This is a genomic window from Corynebacterium meridianum, assembly GCF_016342265.1.
GTDB lineage: Bacteria > Actinomycetota > Actinomycetes > Mycobacteriales > Mycobacteriaceae > Corynebacterium > Corynebacterium meridianum.
On the sequence record NZ_JAEIOS010000011.1, the window covers coordinates 649,561 to 668,794 of the forward strand.

General features: G+C 64.2%; 16 protein-coding genes. 12 read left to right on the forward strand and 4 right to left on the reverse strand.

The window, feature by feature from the left end:
• Nucleotides 1–58 precede the first annotated feature (58 nt).
• Entirely contained in the window at nt 59–1,102 is a 1,044-nt protein-coding gene (cobT, locus tag JDV75_RS06085; protein WP_198738320.1) for a nicotinate-nucleotide--dimethylbenzimidazole phosphoribosyltransferase, read from the forward strand.
• Nucleotides 1,103–1,104: 2 nt separating this feature from the next.
• Nucleotides 1,105–1,959, forward strand: a complete 855-nt coding sequence (locus JDV75_RS06090; protein ID WP_198738321.1) for an adenosylcobinamide-GDP ribazoletransferase — start codon at nt 1,105–1,107, stop codon at nt 1,957–1,959.
• A 101-nt stretch (nt 1,960–2,060) separates the two neighbouring features.
• Here the strand turns inward: JDV75_RS06090 and JDV75_RS06095 are convergent, their stop codons facing one another.
• Nucleotides 2,061–3,182 carry a branched-chain amino acid aminotransferase gene (locus tag JDV75_RS06095; protein WP_198738322.1) on the reverse strand — a complete coding sequence of 374 codons (1,122 nt, stop codon included), beginning with the start codon at nt 3,180–3,182 and terminating at the stop codon, nt 2,061–2,063.
• 192 nt (nt 3,183–3,374) lie between these two features.
• Between JDV75_RS06095 and JDV75_RS06100 the strand changes: the two genes are divergently transcribed.
• Entirely contained in the window at nt 3,375–4,868 is a 1,494-nt protein-coding gene (locus JDV75_RS06100) for a leucyl aminopeptidase (RefSeq protein WP_198738323.1), read from the forward strand.
• Nucleotides 4,869–4,929: 61 nt separating this feature from the next.
• Here JDV75_RS06100 and JDV75_RS06105 read toward each other — a convergent pair whose 3' ends face one another.
• Complete coding sequence (locus JDV75_RS06105; protein WP_198738324.1) at nt 4,930–5,325, reverse strand: oxidoreductase; 396 nt, start codon at nt 5,323–5,325, stop codon at nt 4,930–4,932.
• A gap of 126 nt (nt 5,326–5,451) precedes the next feature.
• Between JDV75_RS06105 and sucB the strand changes: the two genes are divergently transcribed.
• From sucB to JDV75_RS06135, 6 genes are all read left to right on the forward strand, one after another.
• A complete protein-coding gene (sucB, locus tag JDV75_RS06110) occupies nt 5,452–7,575 on the forward strand; it encodes a 2-oxoglutarate dehydrogenase, E2 component, dihydrolipoamide succinyltransferase (protein WP_198738325.1) in 2,124 nt (707 codons plus the stop codon).
• Nucleotides 7,576–7,815: 240 nt separating this feature from the next.
• Entirely contained in the window at nt 7,816–8,424 is a 609-nt protein-coding gene (locus JDV75_RS06115; protein WP_198738326.1) for a TetR family transcriptional regulator, read from the forward strand.
• 39 nt (nt 8,425–8,463) lie between these two features.
• Nucleotides 8,464–9,243: a lipoyl(octanoyl) transferase LipB gene (lipB, locus tag JDV75_RS06120; RefSeq protein ID WP_198738327.1), complete on the forward strand. Its 780-nt coding sequence runs from the start codon at nt 8,464–8,466 to the stop codon at nt 9,241–9,243.
• A 44-nt stretch (nt 9,244–9,287) separates the two neighbouring features.
• On the forward strand, nt 9,288–10,355 hold the full coding sequence (gene lipA / locus JDV75_RS06125) for a lipoyl synthase (protein WP_198738328.1): 1,068 nt from the start codon (nt 9,288–9,290) through the stop codon (nt 10,353–10,355).
• 67 nt (nt 10,356–10,422) lie between these two features.
• On the forward strand, nt 10,423–11,196 hold the full coding sequence (locus tag JDV75_RS06130; RefSeq protein ID WP_198738329.1) for a DUF4191 domain-containing protein: 774 nt from the start codon (nt 10,423–10,425) through the stop codon (nt 11,194–11,196).
• Between the two features lie 292 nt (nt 11,197–11,488).
• Nucleotides 11,489–13,108: an aspartate-alanine antiporter-like transporter gene (locus JDV75_RS06135; RefSeq protein WP_198738330.1), complete on the forward strand. Its 1,620-nt coding sequence runs from the start codon at nt 11,489–11,491 to the stop codon at nt 13,106–13,108.
• Nucleotides 13,109–13,196: 88 nt separating this feature from the next.
• Here JDV75_RS06135 and JDV75_RS06140 read toward each other — a convergent pair whose 3' ends face one another.
• Entirely contained in the window at nt 13,197–13,673 is a 477-nt protein-coding gene (locus JDV75_RS06140; RefSeq protein WP_198738331.1) for an RDD family protein, read from the reverse strand.
• Between the two features lie 218 nt (nt 13,674–13,891).
• Here JDV75_RS06140 and glnA point away from each other — a divergent pair, with 218 nt between their 5' ends.
• Nucleotides 13,892–15,328, forward strand: a complete 1,437-nt coding sequence (gene glnA, locus JDV75_RS06145) for a type I glutamate--ammonia ligase (protein ID WP_198738332.1) — start codon at nt 13,892–13,894, stop codon at nt 15,326–15,328.
• A gap of 246 nt (nt 15,329–15,574) precedes the next feature.
• Nucleotides 15,575–16,402, forward strand: coding sequence for a hypothetical protein (locus tag JDV75_RS06150; protein WP_198738333.1), 828 nt, complete (start codon nt 15,575–15,577; stop codon nt 16,400–16,402).
• Here the strand turns inward: JDV75_RS06150 and JDV75_RS06155 are convergent.
• Nucleotides 16,399–18,369, reverse strand: coding sequence for an ABC transporter C-terminal domain-containing protein (locus JDV75_RS06155; RefSeq protein ID WP_198738334.1), 1,971 nt, complete (start codon nt 18,367–18,369; stop codon nt 16,399–16,401). The genes JDV75_RS06150 and JDV75_RS06155 overlap by 4 nt on opposite strands.
• 214 nt (nt 18,370–18,583) lie before the next feature.
• Between JDV75_RS06155 and JDV75_RS06160 the strand changes: the two genes are divergently transcribed.
• Nucleotides 18,584–19,186 (forward strand): hypothetical protein, encoded by a 603-nt coding sequence (locus tag JDV75_RS06160; RefSeq protein WP_198738335.1) that lies wholly within the window; start codon nt 18,584–18,586, stop codon nt 19,184–19,186.
• The last annotated feature ends 48 nt before the right edge of the window (nt 19,187–19,234 follow it).

Here is a 19,234-nt window from a genome sequence, read left to right on the forward strand (position 1 = left end):
CGGCCCTCCCCCGCCGGGCCCCGGCCCGGCAGACGCCACCACCGAAGGAGACGGCTTCATGACTGAACCCGACCTGTTCCCGCCCGTGACACCGCCAGACGCCGACATGCACCGAGCCGGGTTGGACCACCAGCTGACCCTCACGAAGCCCGTGGGTTCCCTCGGCCGCCTCGAGGAGATCGGCGTATGGCTCTCCGCGTGTCAGGGCTGCTGCCCGCCGAACAGGATCTCCGACCCGTCGGTCGTCGTATTCGCCGGCGATCACGGGGTCGCGGCCCACGGCGTCTCGGCGTACCCCGCGGAGGTGTCCCTGCAGATGGCCCACAACATCGGTGAGGTCGGGGGCGCCGGGGTGAACGTTCTGGCCCGTGCGGCCGGAGCGCGGGTGCAGGTCGCCGACATCTCCCTCGATCATGACGCAACCGGCCCGGACCGCGTCCGTCGCGGCTGCGGAGCGATCAACATCGAGGACGCGATGACGCAGGAAGAGGTACTCCGCGCGATCGAGGTGGGCAAAAGGATCGCCGATCGGGAGGTCGATTCCGGGGCGAACCTTCTCATCGCGGGCGATCTCGGCATCGGCAACACCACTCCGTCAGCCGTCCTGATCGGCCTGGCAACCGGAACGGAACCCGTCGTCGTCGTCGGTCGGGGCAGCGGCATCGATGATGAGGGGTGGAAGCGGAAGACGGCGGTCGTCCGGGACGCGATGTTCCGGGCACGGGACCTCAAACACGATCCGGTGGCGGTCCTGCGTACCGTGTCCTCCCCCGACATGACGGCGATGGCTGCATTCCTGGCACAGGCCGCCGTGCGCCGCACACCGGTCCTGCTCGACGGGGTCGTCGTGACCGCCGCAGCCCTGTGGGCCGAGCGTCTCGCCCCCGGTTCCGCGGCGTGGTGGATGGCCGGTCACCGCAGCGTCGAGCCGGCGCACAGCATCGCACTCGCGCACCTCGGCAAGCAACCGATCGTCGAACTCGGCATGCGCCTCGGTGAGGGATCGGGGGCCGCGGCCGCCCTGCCGCTGGTCCGGGTCGCGGTGGACATCATGCGGGACATGACGACCTTCGAGTCCGCCGGCGTCTCCGGGGCACACTGACGTTGTCCGGCAAAGCGGTCGAGACGACCGGCGAACACGGCCCGGCGTTCCGCGAGGGGCTGTTCACCGCTCTGAGTTGGTTGACTGTTCTCCCGGTCGCCGGGGCGACCGTGTTCGACCGCACCACCGGTCGGCGTGCCATGGCGGCGCTCCCGGTTCCCGGCCTGTTCCTGGGGACCGTCGCAACCGGCATCGGATCGGTCGCCACCCTCTTGGGCCTCAGCCCGCTGCTCACGGCCGTGCTCTGCGTGGCCTCCTGGGAGTTGCTGACGCGGATGATGCACATCGACGGTCTCGCGGACGTCGGCGACGCCCTGGGCTCCTACGCGGCACCGGAGAGGGCCAGGGAGATCATCGCGGACCGGTACACGGGTGCGCTCGGGATGGGGGCCGTCCTGGTCACGTTGGCGGTCCAGGTGGCGGCGTTGTCCGATCTGCTCGCGTTGCCGTCCGCGCCCGCAGGAATTCTGATCGTCGGGATGGTACCGGCTCTGTCCAGGATGTCGGCGATGATCGGGTGCAGTCGGCTGTTCCGTCCGTTCTCGGAGGGCGGCTTCGGCGCGATGATAATCGGGACGGTTCCACTTCGCTGGGTCGGATTCTGGTGGCTGGCTGTAACCGTCGCCACCGGCGGCAGCGCAGCGCTTCTCCTGTCCGGTTCCACCGCTGTGTCCGCCACGGTCGGTGTGGCCGCCGGTGGGGTGGGCGGTGTGGGCTTCGCGCTGCTGGTCTCCCGGCATCTCAACCGCAGACTCGGTGGTCTCAACGGCGACTGCATGGGTGCACTGATCGAGATGACGACGGCGGTGTGTGCGCTGACGGCTCTGATCGTCGTCCGGATCGCACAATCCCTCTGATCCCCGGCCGGTGCAGTTCGCACGGACACTGGGACCCGAAACGGAAAAAGGCGCACGACGTTCCCCGGTAGGAGGAACGGTGTGCGCCCGGATCCCCGCGTCTAGTCGACGAGGGTGTGCAGCCAGCCGTGGGTGTCCTCGATCTCACCCTTCTGGATGCCGGTGAGGATCCCGCGGAGCTTCATCGTGATGTCACCGGAGCCGCCGTCGGCGATGTCGAAGTCGCCCTGCCTGCTCTTCACGTGCCCGACCGGGGTGATCACCGCGGCGGTACCACAGGCGAAGACCTCCCGGAGCTTGCCGGAGGTCGCCTCCTCGCGCCACTGCTCCGTGGAGATGCGGAACTCCTCGGTCCGGAAACCCCGGTCCTCGGCGACCTGCAGCAGGGAACGGCGGGTGACGCCGGGGAGCAGCGAGCCGGAGAGCGCCGGGGTCGCGACGGTCACCTCACCGGGGGCCGTGTCGGCGTCGCCGTCACCGTAGACGAAGAAGAGATTCATGCCGCCCATCTCCTCCACGTAGGAGTGCTCGATGGCATCGAGCCACACGACCTGGTCGCAGCCCTTCTCAGCGGCCTGCGCCTGGGCCTTCAGGGAGGCGGCGTAGTTGCCGGCGAACTTCGCCGCACCGGTACCGCCGGGGCACGCGCGGACGAAGTCCTCGCAGAGCCACACGGAGACGGGATTGACGCCGCCGCTGAAGTAGGCACCGGCGGGCGAGGCGATGACCGCATAGGTGTAGCTGGTGGAGGGATGCACACCGAGCGTGCTCTCGGTCGCGATCATGAACGGGCGGAGATAGAGGGCTTCCTCGCTCCCGGCCGCGGGAACCCAGTCGCGGTCGATGTCGACCAGCTGCCGGATGGATTCGATGAACACGTCGACGGGAAGCTCCGGCATGGCCATCCGGGCGGCGGACTGCTGCATACGCTCGGCGTTGGCGTCGGGGCGGAAGGTACGGATCGATCCGTCCGCGTGCCGGTATGCCTTGAGCCCCTCGAAGATCGCCTGGCCGTAGTGCAGCACCGAGGTCGAGGGATCGAGGGACAGGGGGCCGTAGGGCCGGACCCTGGCGTCGTGCCAGCCCTTGTCCGCGGTCCACTCGATGGTGACCATGTGGTCGGTGAAGTAGCGGCCGAATCCGGGATCCGCGAGGATCTCGGCACGTCGTTCGGCACTGGTCGGATTATCGGTCGGGGTCACTTCGAAGTTCAGGGAGCTCATGGACACAAGGTTACACCTCCGTTATCCGGGGTCCCGCGGTTGTTCCACACTGTTCCGGGGATGTCCTTCACGGACGGTCCGGTGCCGGTCGGACTAGGCTTGTGCCCGAGCCCGACCGGGTCAGGAACCCCGTTTTCCGGCGCGGCCACGGGCGTTCAGGTCCGACCAAGTTATCTCTGGAGGAATATCACTGTGACTGCCACTTTCACGCTTCCCGCAAGAGGCGGCGTCCCCGCCCTCGGCCTCGCAAAGAAGATCTCCGGCGACACCGACGCCCTGCTCGTCGCTGTTTTCGAGGGCGAAGAGGGACTCGAGCTGGCGGCCACCGGACTGTTCGACGATGAGGTCGAGATCGCCGTGTGGCAGCAGCTCGCCGCAGTCGGTGCCACCGGCGCCAAGGAGGAGATCACCCGGGTCCCAGGCCTCAAGGCCACGGGCGTGGGTACCGTCATCGCCGTCGGCCTCGGCAACGCGGATGACCTGAGCGACGATCGGCTCCGCCGGGCTGCGGGTGTCGCCTCCCGCAGTCTCCGCGGATTCAGCCGCGTGGCGACGACCATCGGCGCCTTCGGCCTGCGCGCGGCGGTCGAGGGAATCACCCTCGGCGCCTACGACTACCGCGGACTGAAGACCGATGAGGTACCCGGACACAAGCGGACCGTGGGCGAGGTCGTGTTCCTCGGCGGCGACAAGAAGGAGTTCGTCGCCGCACAGATCACCGCTGAAGCGGTTATCCTCGCCCGCGACCTCGTCAACACCCCCTCATCCCACCTCTACCCGGAGTCCTACGCGGAAATCGCCGCGAAGGAGGCCAGGGAGCACGGTGTCAAGGTCGAGATCCTCGACGACAAACGCCTGCTCAAGGACGGATACGGCGGCATCATGGCGGTCGGCCAGGGTTCCAGCCGCAAACCCCGTCTGCTGCGCCTGACCTGGTCCCCCCGGAAGGCCTCGAAGTCCGTGGCGCTGGTGGGCAAGGGAATCACCTTCGACACCGGTGGTATCTCGATCAAGCCGTCCTCGAACATGGACCACATGATCTCCGACATGGGAGGCTCCGCGGCGGTCATCGCCTCCGTGATCGCCGCGGCCCGACTGAACCTGCGGGTGAATGTCACCGCGACCGTACCGCTCGCGGAGAACATGCCCGGTGGCGGTGCCTACCGCCCGGGTGACGTGGTCACCCACTACGGCGGCACGACCTCGGAGATCATCAACACCGACGCGGAGGGGCGCATGATCCTGGCGGACGCCATCGCACGGGCCTGTGAGGACGACCCCGACTATCTCATCGAGACCGCGACTCTCACCGGCGCACAGCTGGTGGCACTCGGCGCCCGTACCGCCGGAGTGATGGGTTCCCCGGAATTCCGGGACCGGGTCGCCGCGCACGGCCGCGCGGTGGGCGAGGACGCCTGGGCGATGCCGATCCCCGAGGATGTGGCCGAGGGCATGAAGTCCTCCGTGGCCGATCTCCGGAACGTCAATCCCTCGCGGAACGGCGGAATGCTCGGTGCCGGTCACTACCTCAGCACCTTCGTCACCGAAGGCGTGGAGTGGGCCCACATCGATGTCGCCGGTCCGGCGTTCAACACCGACGGGGTCTGGGGTTGCACCCCGAAGCGGGCGACGGGGGTTCCCGTCCGGACGATAGTTGAGGCTCTCACCGGGATCGCGGGCGAATAGCCCCGAGACCAGGCCCTCCGGAGCCCCGGTTGTCTGTGGAGTGGTCTCGGGGACCGGGGAATCACGCGTGCGGATTCTCACCCCGTTCGAACCTGGCCCTGCGTTCCTGCTGTTCGCGTCGTTTCCGCAGCAGCCGCTCCCGTTCTATCCGTTCGCGCATCCGCTGCGGATACCCGGTCTCCTCGACATCGTAGACCGGAATGCCGAGTCGTTTCGCGATCACGTCGATACCTTTGGGACCACCGATGCTCCGGCGGATGAAATCGCCGTCCCCGTCCACGAGGACCACCGACATCTCGTTGACCACCGTCTCGGGTTCGACGAATCCTTCGATGAGGGTCCTCCCCCCGACCCAATTCATGAGGTCCGCGAGATCGTCGTCCCGGATCGTGTCCCCGGGGGCCCTCGGGGGCTTCAGCCCCGGTTTTGACTTGCTGCGACCGAATATGTTGAACACAATCAACGATTGTAGGGGGAAAAACCGATTCTCCGTGTCCCGAAGGCCACACCTGACGGGTTGAACCGGTACTCTCAAGTTACTAAGAGCTTTACCCGACACGACGTTTTTGAGGAGTCTGACACAATGGCGTTCTCTGTAGAGATGCCCGAACTCGGTGAGTCCGTCACCGAGGGCACAATCACCCGCTGGCTCAAAGAAGTCGGTGACACGGTCGAAACCGATGAGCCGTTGCTGGAGGTCTCCACAGACAAGGTCGACACCGAGATCCCGTCCCCGACCTCAGGTGTCCTGACCAAGATCCTCGCGGAGGAGGACGACACCGTTGACGTCGGCTCGGTGATCGCCGAGATCGGCGATTCCGCCGACGACGCCGACGACTCCGATTCCGAAACCTCCGATGATTCCGATACCGCCGACGAGAGCGATGAGTCGGGGAAGGACGCGGAGAACAACTCCACTTCCGGCTCCGGAAAGAGCGGCGGTTCCGGTGAGTCCACCGATGTCGAGATGCCCGAACTCGGCGAATCAGTCACCGAGGGCACCATCACCCGCTGGCTGAAGTCCGTCGGCGACACCGTCGAGGTCGACGAGGCACTCCTCGAGGTCTCCACCGACAAGGTCGACACCGAGGTCCCCTCCCCCGTCGCGGGCACCATCATCGAGATCCTCGCCGAAGAGGACGACACCGTCGACGTCGGCGAGGTCATCGTCCGCATCGGCGACGAGTCCGCCGCATCCGGCGAATCGGATGGCCGGGATGACTCCGATTCCGATGACGAGGTTCCCTCCGAGGAGGAGATCGAGGCATCCGAGTCCAAGGACGAGGACGACACCGTCGAAGAAGCCGCGGACGATGACTCCGACGATGACTCCGGTTCCGGTGAGTCCACCGATGTCGAGATGCCGGAACTCGGTGAATCAGTCACCGAGGGCACCATCACCCGCTGGCTGAAGTCCGTCGGTGACACCGTCGAGGTCGACGAGGCACTCCTCGAGGTCTCCACCGACAAGGTCGACACCGAGGTCCCCTCCCCCGTCGCGGGCACCATCATCGAGATCCTCGCCGAAGAGGACGACACCGTCGACGTCGGCGAGGTCATCGTCCGTATCGGCGACGGCTCCGGCAAGTCCTCCGCCAAGAAGGAGAAGCCGAAGCAGGGGAAGGCCGAGGAGAAGAAGCCGGAGCCGAAACAGGAGAAGGAAGAGAAGCCTGCCGCGGAGAAGGAAGAAAAGCCGGAGCCGAAGCAGGAGAAGGCCGAGCAGAGGGAAGAGAAGCCCGAGCAGAAGCAGGAGAAGAAGGCTTCGAGCTCCGGCAACGAGTCCGTCCCCTACGTGACTCCGCTGGTGCGGAAGCTCGCGGACAAGCACGGGGTCGACCTCAATTCCGTCGAGGGCACCGGCGTCGGTGGCCGTATCCGCAAGCAGGATGTCCTGGCCGCCGCGGAAGGCGGTTCCGGTGATTCCGGCGCTCCCCAGGAGAAGGCGTCCCGGGCTTCGACCAAGTCCGTCGATCCGGAGAAGGCGAAGCTGCGCGGCACCACCCAGCGCGTCAACCGGATCCGCGAGATCACCGCGAAGAAGACCCTCGAGTCCCTGCACTCGGCGGCCCAGCTGACGCAGGTGCACGAGGTGGACATGTCCCGGGTCGCCGAGCTGCGAAAGGCGAACAAGGCCGCGTTCCAGTCGGCGCACGGCATCAACCTCACTTACCTCCCGTTCTTCGCGAAGGCGATGGTCGAGGCACTGGTGTCGCACCCGAACGTCAACGCGAGCTACAACGCCGAGACCAAGGAGATGACCTACCACGAGGACGTGAATCTCGGCATCGCCGTGGATACGCCGCGCGGGCTGCTCTCCCCGGTCATCCACAAGGCACAGGACATGTCGCTGCCGGAGCTGGCCAAGGCGATCGTGGACCTGGCCGAGCGCGCCCGGGACAACAGGCTCAAGCCGAGCGATCTCACCGGCGGCACCTTCACGATCACGAACATCGGCTCCGAGGGTGCACTCACGGATACCCCGATCCTCGTTCCGCCGCAGGCCGCCATGGTCGGTACCGGTGCGATCGTCAAGCGCCCGGTAGTGGTGACGGATGAGGGTGTTGACGCGATCGCCGTCCGGCAGATGGTGTTCCTCCCGATGACGTACGATCACCAGGTCATCGACGGCGCGGATGCCGGTCGCTTCATGACGACGGTCCGCGATCGTCTTGAGGCAGGCAACTTCATCGAGGATCTGGAGCTCTAGTCCGCTCCCTCCCCACCGCCCCACAGTGCGCTTCAACACTGTGGGGCGGTGGTCATTCACGACCTCATCACACCCCCGTTTTAGGCTAGCCTCAGCATTGCGTCAGTCGGATAAAAGGTGCGGTCACAGACTTTCCGCCGGTTTTCACACCCGAATCTGTCCGGCGAGATCCCGACAGACCTGTTGGACAGGGCTTCTATACTGCATCTCAAGTACCTCAACGGTGATACATTCAGATCCGTGAATATCCCCGCCCCCACGCTCCCCTCCCGCACCGCTCGAGCTGAGCAGATCATCGCGACCGCCCGCGAGATGACGGAATCAGAGGGGTGGGAGTCCCTGACCATGCGGGGCCTGGCCGAGCGAATCGGGATAAAGGCACCATCGCTCTACAAGCACACCTCGAACAAGGACGAACTCCGGGCGATGCTCACCATCGACGCCGTCGAGATCATCGGGAACGTCCTGTGGGCGACACGTGACAATGAAGGACAGTTTCACCTGTCAGATCTGATGGCCGCGTTCCGACGGGTAGCGACCGAGCAACCTGAGCTCTACCGCCTGGTGTCCACGGGAACCACCCACTGCCTGGCCCTCCGTTCGGATCCCTGGCGCCAACTGCTCGCCGACATGCAGAAATGGGCGGGCACCCCGGTCACCTCGATCGCGGACACCGAACTCATCGCGATCACCCTCTGGTCCTCCGCCCACGGCATCGCCAGCATGGAGACGGACGGCCGCTATCCGGACACCACCTTCGCCGACACCGTCTGGGCGACCCTGGTTGCCACATTCGAGCCGTACTGCTCCCGACAGCGCGCGACCGCAGCGACACCGCCCCGCCCCTGACCGGGGCACCCCAGCCCCGGTTGTACTGTTGAGTGCACTATGATTGCGCCACGCCCCCCGTTCACCCCGGCCGATGCACCGATCCGCGATTGTTCAGTTCCACTGCTCACCAGAGAACTCGGCGAGGTTGACTACATGCGGATGTGGCACGAGCAGGCGGAGATCGCCGCCGCCCGGGCAGCGGGGGAGGTCCCCGACCAGCTGTTGATGCTGACCCACCCGTCGACCTATACGGCCGGAAAGCGGACACAACCTGCGGATCGACCGACGAACGGGGTCCCCTGTGTCGACGTGGACCGCGGTGGCCGGATCACGTGGCACGGCCCGGGACAGCTCGTCTGCTATCCGATCATCAAACTCACTGAACCCATCGACGTCGTGGACTACGTCCGACGTGTCGAGGAGGCGTTGATCCAGGTTGTCCGGCAGACCGGGCTCGTGGAAGCCGGGCGGATCGACGGACGGTCGGGCGTCTGGCTACCCGCATCCGGGGATCGGCCCGACAGGAAGGTGGCCGCGTTGGGCATCCGTGTGACGCGCGGGGTGACGATGCACGGACTCGCCCTCAACTGCTGCAACACACTGGAGTACTACGAACACATCGTTCCCTGCGGTATATCTGATGCGGGCGTCACCACGCTCACCGCGGAACTCGGGAGGACCGTGCCCCCCGAGGAGATGACCGCCCCTCTCGCAGCCGCACTCGACAACGCATTCTCCGGACGCCTCACCGTCGCGGACCATACGCTGGGCAGCGCCCCGGACCCCTGCGCTCCGACCGGTAGACCGAATGCGACATCCGGATCACCGGAGCCCTGACGGAACTTTTCACCGTGCCCACTCCCCCGGGTAGGGTGGGGGCCGTGACTGTCGCACCAGAAGGACGAAAGCTGCTCCGGGTCGAGGCCCGCAACGCGCAGACCCCGATCGAGACCAAACCCCGATGGATCCGCACCACCGCAAAAACCGGTCCCGAGTTCAAGGACATGAAGAAGCGGGTCGCCGGCGCCTCCCTCCACACCGTGTGCCAGGAGGCGGGCTGCCCGAACCTGCACGAGTGCTGGGAATCCCGCGAGGCCACGTTCCTCATCGGTGGTTCGCAGTGTTCCCGCAGGTGTGACTTCTGCCAGATCTCATCCGGCAAACCCGACCCCCTCGACAAAGACGAACCACGACGCGTCGCGGAGTCCATCCGTGAGATGAAACTCAACTACGCGACCATCACCGGTGTCACCCGTGACGATCTCGCTGATGAGGGCGCTTGGCTGTACGCGGAGGTCGTGCGCAAGATCCATGAACTCAACCCGAACACCGGTGTCGAGAACCTCACCCCGGACTTCTCCGGAAAACCGGATCTGCTCCAGGAGGTCTTCGAGGCCCGGCCCGAGGTCTTCGCCCACAACGTGGAGACCGTGCCCAGGATCTTCAAGCGCATCCGCCCCGCGTTCCGCTATGACCGTTCCCTGGACGTCATCCGGCAGGCCCGCGACTTCGGCCTGGTGACCAAGTCGAATCTGATTCTCGGGATGGGGGAAACCTACGAGGAGATCACACAGGCGATGCACGACCTGCACGACGCGGGCTGCGACATCCTCACCATCACCCAGTACCTCCGCCCCGGACCGATGTACCACCCGATCGCCCGATGGGTGAAGCCGGAGGAATTCCTGGAACACGCGGAGGCTGCCAAGGAGATGGGCTTCACCGGCGTCATGTCCGGCCCTCTCGTCCGGTCCTCGTACCGGGCCGGACGGCTGTACGCCCAGACCATCGAGGCCCGGGGAGAGGAACTGCCGGAGAATCTCGCGCACCTCAAGGAGACGACGGAGGGCACGACCGCGCAGGAGGCGTCCAGTCTGCTCGGCAAGTACGGCGCCTCACAGGACACACCCGTACAGAGCTTCGCCCCCTTCCAGCGCACCGGCTGCTGACCGAACGGGCCCACGCGCCGCGGGGCCGGTGGCCGGTTTTCCGGCTGCATCGCCTATTGTTGAGGCCATGGCAGACGAGAAGAAGGCGGCCGCGAAGGCCGCGATGAAGGAAGAGAAAGCCGCTAAGCGCGCCCAACGCAAGGAGACGCGCACCCAACTGTGGCAGGCATTCAACATGCTGCGGAAGCAGGACAAAATGTTCCTGCCGCTGGTTCTGCTGGCCATTCTCGGACTCGGCCTCGTCGGCTTCCTCATCGGACTGCTCTGGGGCGGAGAGTGGTTCATGCTGCCCATCGGGCTCATCTTCGGTGTCCTGGCCGCCCTGTGGATCTTCACCAACCGCCTGCAGAAATCGGTCTACAGCCGCGCCGAGGGGCAACCGGGAGCCGCCGGGTGGGCGCTCGACAATCTCCGGAGCGGTGTCGGAATGGTGTGGAAGACCCACAATGCCGTCGCAGCAACCACGCAGATGGATGCCGTGCACCGTGTCGTCGGCGTCTGCGGCATCGTACTGGTCGGGGAAGGCGAGAAACGGCGGTTGAAGCCTCTCATGGCGCAACAACGCCGCAGACTCCAGCGTATCGCCAGCCAGTACCCCGTGTACGAAATCTACGTCGGTGACGGCGAGGATGAGGTACCGGTGGCGAAACTCCAGCGGGCCATGGTCCGGCTCCCGAGGAACATCAAGAAGGACGAGGTCCACTCGCTGTACGCCCGCCTGGAGGCGATGGACACCCAGCAGGGCAACCCCGGTCTGCCCAAGGGCCCAATACCGAGGGGCGGTTCCATGTCCGGTCTCAACCGGCGTGCCCGTCGGGCCGCCGACCGCAAGAAGAAGTAGCTCCTCCACGTGCCTGCCCCCTCCCGGCCCCCTCCCGGGAGGGCTTTTCGTATCCCGGGTTTCTGCACCGTTCGCACGACACGCCGGAAACCGCCCTCTTTCAGGAGACAGGACCAACAGGTGGCCGATCGCCATTGTCTGAATGTGCCCGATCGGACCCCCTCGGGCACAGCCCCGGAATATCTCTGTTTTCCGGGTATCTCCATTATGTCCACCCACCTGCACCTTAATGTGATGATTCCCCTAGTGAACCCGTTTGCAAACCGGGCGTGACCGGCGGGATCATGGAGATGTGCAACTACTCGTCGACAATCAGCTCCTGGCCCTCCTCGTCATCATGTCGATCGGTCTGGTCATCGGCCGGCTCCGGATCGGCGGATTCAGTCTCGGTGTCGCCGCAGTCCTCTTCGTCGGCATCGGATTCTCCACCGCCGAGCCCGAGATCCAGCTCCCTCCGATCGTCTTCATCATCGGGCTCTCCCTGTTCGTGTACACGATCGGACTCGAGGCGGGCCCCGGGTTCTTCCGCTCGCTGCGTACCACCGGTGTCCGCCACAACCTCCTCGGTGCCGGCGCGATCCTGCTGGCCACCCTGACGGCACTCGTCATCATCCCGCTGCTGGGGATCGGCGGCGCCTCCGGAGCCGGCATGTTCACCGGAGCGATGACCAACACGCCCGCCATGGCCGCCGTCGTCGACGCCATCCCGGGACTGGTCAATGATCCCGCCCGGTTGGCCGAGGTCGTCGAACTCCCCGTCGTCGCCTACTCCCTCGCCTACCCCATCGGTGTTCTCGGGGTGATCGTGTCGGTCGCGATCCTGGGCAAGGTGTGGAAGATAGACCACGACGCCGAGGCACGGAAAGCCGGGGTCGCCCCACAGAAGCTCATCACCCGCCGGATCCGCGTCGAGCGGGACGATCTCGCCGAGGTCGTCAATCTCCGGAACGGTCTGCACCTCCAGATCATCGTCTCCCGGATCGAGCACAACGGCAAGCTCTTCCTCCCCGAACCCGGTGACACGGTGGAACCCGGGGACATCCTCTCGATCGTGGGAACGGCCGAGGAGATCGAACGGGCCGCCGCCGAGATAGGTGAGCTCCTCCCGGGAGATCCGACCCACGATGAGCGCCTCGATTACCGCCGTATCTTCGTCTCCACCAGTTCAATGGTCGGTATTCCCCTGTCGAAGTTGAATTCCCGTATGCCCGGCATACTGGTCACCCGCGTGCGTCGGGGTGACGTCGACATGGTCGCCACCCCGGACACGGTCCTCCAGCTCGGTGACCGCGTCCGGGTCGTGAGCACCCATGACCGGATCGACCAGGCGACCCGGCTGTTCGGTGACTCCTACAAGCGGCTCTCCGACATCAACCTCCTCCCGCTGCTCGCCGGGATGGCGATCGGTGTCCTCGTCGGCATGATCCCCCTGCCGCTACCCGGTGGCATCACGCTCCGCCTCGGCAGCGCCGGTGGCCCGCTCGTCGTGGCACTGACGCTCGGAGCTCTCGGGCGCACCGGAAAGATCGTCTGGCAGGTCCCCTACGGCGCGAACCTCGCGCTGCGGCAGTTCGGGATCACACTGTTCCTCGCCGGTATCGGCACCACAGCGGGAGCCGGATTCAAGGCTGCTCTCGGCGACCCCGCGACGCTGAAGATCATCGCCGGTGGTGCCGTCCTGACCTTCGTGCTCTCCCTGTTCACCCTGATCATCGGTCACCGTGTGATGGGGATACCGTTCGGACAGGCCGCCGGTATCGTCGCGGGGCTACAGACGCACCCCGCGATCCTGAGCTACGTCTCCGACCAGACCAGGAACGAGCTGCCCTCAATGGGTTACACCACGGTGTATCCGATGTCGATGATGGTGAAGATCATTGCCGCCCAGGCTGTGCTGTTCATCTTGTTGTGACGCGTGGCGGGATCGACTCCCCGCGAAAGATCAGGGCGCGTACCCACCTCGGGGGGTACGCGCCCTTCCTGTTTTCTCCGCACCGTGGTCAGCCGAGAATCACCGCTGTCCCGGTCACCCGGTCGTGGAGTCCGCGGCCGTCGGAGTCGACGAGCACCGGCGGGAAGATGAATACGGCCAGAACGGCCCGAACCAGGGCCCGGACGAATCCGACGCGCTGGCCGGGACGGTCGATCCGCGCCACCCCCATCCTCATCATCGCCTGGCCCGGGGTGCGGGCGAACAGCGTCACAGAGATGACGCTGATGATAAAGAACATCAGCAGCTCGACGGTGGCGAATCCCCCGAGCGCATCCGTCATCGAGGTGACGATCACGGTGGCTAGCATGGCCACGACCCAGTCGAGGGCGATCCCGCCGACACGGCGCATGACGCTGGCCAGCGCACCGTATCCCTCTTCGGGCAGACCGAGTCGCTCACCGGGCCATTTCGCGGGTGCGAGTGGGTCCTCATTCTCGGCGGGGATCTGCGGTCCATCGAGCCAACTGTGTTTGTCGCGTGCCATGTCCCCTAACTTAGCGTCCACGCGGTGCCCCTGCGCACAGGGCGTGGGTTATGGTCGCGCGACAGATACTGGGTACAGTGGTTATATATATGAACAGTTTCCGAAGATGACTGCCAGCGCGAGCCACGACAGCCACAACGGAATCAGTTCATGCCAGAGATCATCCGAGACGATCATGCACCCGGCACCCCGAGACCGGCCCGCTATTAGGAGTCACCGTGGCATTTGAAACCACAGAAGACGTCACCAAGTTCATCGCCGACGAGAACATCGAGTTCGTCGACATCCGATTCACCGACGTTCCCGGAATTGAACAGCACTTCACCATTCCGGCCTCGATGTTCGACGAAGACGCGGTCGAGGAGGGTCTCGCATTCGACGGTTCCTCCATCCGTGGCTTCACCACGATCGACGAATCCGACATGAACCTGCTCCCGGACCTCGCCACCGCCGTGGTGGACCCGTTCCGTAAAGCTAAGACGCTGAACATGAAGTTCTTCGTCCACGATCCCTTCACCCGCGAGCCGTTCTCCCGGGACCCGCGCAACGTCGCCCGCAAGGCGGAAGAGTACCTCACCTCCACCGGTATCGCCGACACCTGTTTCTTCGGCGCCGAGGCCGAGTTCTACATCTTCGACAAGGTCTCCTACGCGACCGACACCAACTCCGGCTTCTACCACCTCGACTCCGTCGAGGGCTGGTGGAACCGCGGTGAGGAGGAGAACCTCGACGGCAGCCCGAACCTCGGTTACAAGAACCGCATGAAGGGCGGCTACTTCCCCGTAGCACCGTACGATCACGCGCAGGATCTGCGCGACGACATGTGCCGCAACCTGGCGAACTGCGGGTTCTCCCTCGAGCGTGCGCACCACGAGGTCGGCACCGGCGGCCAGCAGGAGATCAACTACAAGTTCAACACCCTGCTGCACGCCGCGGACGATCTGCAGAGCTTCAAGTACATCATCAAGAACACCGCGTTCCAGCAGGGCAAGTCGGTCACCTTCATGCCCAAACCCATCGCCGGCGACAACGGCTCCGGTATGCACGCCCACCAGTCACTGTGGAAGGACGGCAAACCGCTGTTCCACGACGAGTCCGGTTACGCCGGCCTCTCGGACATGGCCCGCTACTACATCGGCGGCATCCTGCACCACGCCGGCGCGGTTCTCGCGTTCACCAACCCGACGTTGAACTCCTATCACCGCCTGGTACCGGGCTTCGAGGCGCCGATCAACCTCGTCTACTCGCAGCGCAACCGTTCCGCCGCCGTGCGCATCCCGATCACCGGCTCGAACCCGAAGGCCAAGCGCATCGAGTTCCGCGCACCGGACCCGTCCGGTAACCCCTACCTGGGCTTCGCGGCGATGATGCTCGCCGGTCTCGACGGCATCAAGAACCGCATCGAGCCGCACGCGCCCGTGGACAAGGACCTCTACGAGCTGCCCCCGGAGGAGGCCGCCAGCATCCCGCAGGCACCGACCTCCCTCGAGGCCTCCCTGAAGGAGCTGGAGCGCGACCACGACTTCCTCACCGAGGGCGACGTGTTCACCGAGGATCTCATCGACACGTACATCAAGTTCAAGTACGACAACGAGATCACCCCGGTCCGCCTGCGTCCCACCCCGCAGGAATTCGAAATGTACTACGACTGCTGATTTGAGTGGCCCCTGACCGTTGCGTTTCCGCTGGTCAGGGGCCACCCGTGTAGTTCACATCCCCGTCTCCCCGGATTGATGCGGACAGAAGGTGGGCCAGAGCGTTGTTCTCTGGCCCGCCTTCTGCGTCTGGTCCTGCACCGGGACGAGGCGGAGGTGTGGCTCCCGTGGGCTGCGGCCCCGGACCGGTCGGGTGAACTCCGGTTGTTCCCGGCGGTGAGCCGGGTACCGGTAGCCTGACAAAACATGGTGACCTACACACACTCGTGGAAAGCACGGAACCAGGATGCCGTCATCGCCACCGACCGGTTGATCGCGGCGATCGACGGATGCTCACCCATTTCGTCGGCGGACGGCTCCGGTGAACGGGTCTCCGATTTCGCGGCTACCTTCGCGGAGGATCTCGCAGCCAGCGTGTCGGATCCGGGCCATGTCCACGGTCAGATCGCGACGGCCCTGCAGAACACGCAGAAGCGGTGCGGCAACCACGGGGTGACCGCCACTCTGGCGCTCGCCGTCTGGGACGCGGAGAACCTCGCTGCAGCGGTCATCGGCGACAGCCCGGTCGTCGTCGAGCGGGCCGGGGAAGACGCGACGGTGATCATCACCGACCCAGCCTATGACGGCCACGAGGACGCGGCTCTAGCCCGGGTCAGGGAGGCTCTGTCCGAAGGCGTGCCGGCTTCCCGGGCGTACACCTCGGCTCGGCCGCTCCTGTCCACTGACAGGGTGGCCCGGAACACCTGCGAGGGACGGTGGATCATCTCGGATTTCACTCCCGCAAAGGACGTCGCCGCGAGAATCACGGTGCGCACGTTCCCCACTGGATCGGTGTCACGGGTCTCCGCGTGCACCGACGGCATGAGCCGGATCGTCGAACTCCTCGGGGTGCTCACCTACCCCGAGCTCTTCGACCGGGTGCAGGCCGGTGCCGGGGACGAACTGGTCTCGATCATCGATGAACTGGAAAATGACGACCTGGAAGGGGCGAAGTTGCCCCGCTTCTCCAGACGCGACGACATGAGCGCCGCGATCGGTGTGCCCGACAGACCGATCACACCGAGTGCAGACTAGTTCGTCATGGGACTTGGAAGATGTTCACCGATGTAGCCTATGTACACCTTGCCGTCGTTCTGAAGATTATCGAAGAAGTGCATTCTCGGAGCCTTGCCACTGTCGTTGGCGAGTCGACCATGAGCCGCCATGAAAACGAAACCACTGGGGTCCACGTTCGCGGGTACAGGCAACATTCTGGGGCCCGAAAATTTGGGGTTGTTCTTCACAGCCTTCGTCTCATCCGCAGCGAAGCGGTCGGGCGGAACGCTCCTCTGCGTATCATTCACGTAGTGATACAAGGATCTGACGGAACCCGGTGAGTTGTACTGCCGTCCGTAGCTCTCGAGCATCTTTATGAAGTTCCAGCATGCCCTGACGATATTTCGCGCACTCTTACGTTCATCGAGAATGGTCGCTTTGCCCGAATCTCCGGTAAAGCGCACATGCCGGAAGGTCTCACCATCCTGAAGATACTGGATAATCTTGCTCATACTCGCTGGGGTCTTCACTGCAGGCCTTTCCGAGAGAGAACTGGAGAACGGACCACTTTGCAGTTTCGCATGGAGTGCTCCGGTGATTTCCCAACGCTCCTGCAGCTGTTCTTCAAGCTGATTGTTCTGTTCGCTGATCTCCTCGTAAAGTTCCCTGTAATAGTCACACTCTCCGGTGACCTCGTCGAAGAAATCGTACGTCTCCGCTTTCTCTCGCTCCAGCTCTTCAATCCGAGCTGTCAGACCCTGAACCTTGCTACCCCCTTCTGCGAGAGCGAGAAGCTGGAGGACGCTCTCTTCAATATCCTTACCAGGATCTTCGATTCCCAGATTCGCGGAAAACTCAACCATCAAATCGACGATTCTCTCCGCTTCGCCTGATTTCCTGGATGATGGTTGCGCACCACTCTGTTTCGATTCCTCAGGACATGAGGACGGAACCACGCTCGGCGCGACTCCAGTCTCCCGTGCCCCGATGATCCTTGGAAGATGATCACCACCTTTGCCATCTCCGTGAGACTGCTCTTTTATTCGGCGCGGAACGTCGAGCGGACTTCTACACGTAGTGCGCAGTGGTACTGTTGTCGCCGTTGTTCTGCCGATACCGGCCGTCGTTGTTCCGCGGCGTTTTCCTTCCACCGTCTTCAACAGATCAAGGAACTCCCGATCTACGGTTCCCCCTGTCACGGCACGGATACATTCGAAATAGAGTGAATCCTGAACTCTTCTGATCTCAGGTTCTGCAAGATGTTCCAACCTGTAGCGACGATGCCGGCGTGCATCGTCCCCCGCTTCGCTGTCGAAACCAGGTTGAAAGATCCGCAAGCCATAGTGGTCCACCGGGTATTTCGGCGAAGCGAGATTATTAAATGTCACACTTGCCTCCGCATCTAGGAGGTAGACCGAAGTAACCCCATGGAGTTTTCCGCAGTACTCTGCCACTTTCTCTTTTCTCTTGCGGAGCATTTTCTGAATACGAGGATGGTTGGCATGGTCGGGGTTCATAGCCGCCACTATCACCGATTCACGGCGGCGTGGGTTGTTTAGGACATTTTCCAGTAGGTCATTCACTTGATGAGCTTTACGAATAACCGGATCCCCCGCGTACATAGATTGACCGACGCTACCCATCAGAACCAGCTCATCTGCGAGGAATTTGGAGACCAGGGTCGGGTAATACTCAACTTTATGTGAGGGTGCGTGTACCTCGACTAAGGCTCTTCCGGGTTGGCTCGGGGACCCCTCCACCGCAAAAATGCGCGTTCGATAAAAATTGACAACGTCTTCTATCAGAATGCAGTTCCGCGAGTCGACCTCAGTGCGGAAAAGCGAAACCTTCCTACCATTTCCGACATCGACGGAAGCTCTCCCCCCGATCTTGCTCAGATCGTATTCCTCCCGCCTTCCGACCCACTTCCGATAGGCGCGCTCTACACCCTTCAACGGATCCAGACATTCCGGTATTTCTCCGAAGGTTCTGTGTTTGAGTGCCACGAGCTCCCTGCTTTTCTCTTTGTTTTCCGGTGGTCAATCCGTCTTTTCGATCTTGATTTCACATTCTATTCTTATATGAAATATAAACCTCCATTTGGCAAAGTGACCTGGAACACTCATTCCGGTCGCGCTAACCTACGGTGCCGTATCCTGGGGGTGTGCCCGACACGGGCGCACCGACCCACACACCCCAGGTTCAAGGATTGATGACGACATGAACACCCACGAAGCGCATGTCACCCAGCGGATTTCCGGGGAAGAATGCGCCACCCGCGGCATCGACTTCGACTTCACCACCGAGACCCGCGACCGGGCCGCCGCACTGAGGGACGCCACCGCAGCGGCCGCCGCCGCCCGGGGTGTCGCACCATCGGAGGTGGCTCTCAAGGTCCACGACGAGATTCCCCTCGACGACTCGGGTTCTGTGGTGGTCCGCGTCTACCGCGATCCGGAGGACGATCACCTGGATCTGCGGAACCTCATGGTTCCCCGCCTCACGAAGGCGCTCGCCGCTGACCGGGATCTGGTCCGCGCACTGCGCGGTGCCACGACCGCCGGGGACGGTGAACTCATCGTCACCATGGCGCTTCCCGATGACCGTCTGTCCGATTGTCTGGCCCAGATCGGCGACGATCAGGCGGTGGCGTTCGGGATGCTCGACAACGGTCGCGTGCGGTGGCGGGTCTTCGCGGACGTGCCCGGCGCGCCCACCGTGGCATCCCTCGATCTGACTGCGGCCCATCCTCTCGGTGAGTTGGTCCGGGTCACGGCCCGGGCCGAGGACGAGCGGGGCATCCTCTCGGTTTCCGACCGCTGAGCGATCCGGGCCACGTACCATCGGGAGAAGGAACCGGGGTACTCCCCG

Coding starts and splice junctions, on each gene's coding strand:
- cobT (WP_198738320.1), top strand. CDS start 59: ATGACTGAACCCGACCTGTTCCCGCCCGTGACACCGCCAGACGCCGAC.
- JDV75_RS06095 (WP_198738322.1), bottom strand. CDS start 3,182: ATGAGCTCCCTGAACTTCGAAGTGACCCCGACCGATAATCCGACCAGT.
- sucB (WP_198738325.1), top strand. CDS start 5,452: ATGGCGTTCTCTGTAGAGATGCCCGAACTCGGTGAGTCCGTCACCGAG.
- lipB (WP_198738327.1), top strand. CDS start 8,464: ATGATTGCGCCACGCCCCCCGTTCACCCCGGCCGATGCACCGATCCGC.
- JDV75_RS06130 (WP_198738329.1), top strand. CDS start 10,423: ATGGCAGACGAGAAGAAGGCGGCCGCGAAGGCCGCGATGAAGGAAGAG.
- JDV75_RS06140 (WP_198738331.1), bottom strand. CDS start 13,673: ATGGCACGCGACAAACACAGTTGGCTCGATGGACCGCAGATCCCCGCC.
- JDV75_RS06150 (WP_198738333.1), top strand. CDS start 15,575: ATGGTGACCTACACACACTCGTGGAAAGCACGGAACCAGGATGCCGTC.
- JDV75_RS06160 (WP_198738335.1), top strand. CDS start 18,584: ATGAACACCCACGAAGCGCATGTCACCCAGCGGATTTCCGGGGAAGAA.